Annotated in this window: 1 protein-coding gene; it reads left to right on the top strand. The window is 54.0% G+C overall.

From position 1 onward, the window contains the following. Positions 1-678, top strand: a 678-nt coding sequence (locus tag J663_RS18520) for an Ig-like domain-containing protein (RefSeq protein ID WP_033851458.1), incomplete at both ends; no start/stop codon positions are given.

Below are 678 nucleotides of genomic sequence, written 5' to 3'. Positions count from 1 at the left end.
CCTGATGGCACCACTGCAACAGTCGTGGCAGGCACAGACGGCAGCTGGTCAGTACCAAACCCGGGCAACCTGGTGGATGGCGATACCGTGACTGCAACAGCGACTGACCCTGCAGGCAATACTTCATTGCCAGGTACAGGCACAGTCTCTGCCGACATCACACCGCCGGTGGTTGCACTTGATGATGTGTTGACGAATGACAGCACACCAGCACTCACTGGTACAGTGAACGATCCGACAGCAACAGTGGTTGTGAATGTGGATGGGGTTGACTATCCGGCAGTGAACAATGGTGACGGCACCTGGACGCTTGCAGACAATACACTGCCTGCATTAACTGACGGTCCACACACCATTACCGTGACTGCAACAGATGCAGCAGGCAATGCAGGTACAGATACAGCAGTGGTAACAATTGATACCACCGCACCAAATGCACCTGTACTTGATCCAATCAATGCAACTGACCCAGTGAGCGGTACAGCAGAACCTGGTTCTACAGTGACTGTGACATATCCTGATGGCACCACTGCAACAGTCGTGGCAGGCACAGATGGCAGCTGGTCAGTACCAAACCCGGGCAATCTGGTGGATGGCGATACGGTTACAGCAACAGCAACTGACCCTGCAGGCAATACTTCATTGCCAGGTACAGGCACAGTCTCTGCCGACATCACA

The organism is Acinetobacter sp. 826659 (assembly GCF_000588515.1).
GTDB classification, from domain to species: Bacteria; Pseudomonadota; Gammaproteobacteria; order Pseudomonadales; family Moraxellaceae; genus Acinetobacter; species Acinetobacter pittii.
The sequence above is the reverse complement of the archived record's forward strand: the minus strand, read 5'-3'. Positions and strand labels throughout refer to the sequence as shown.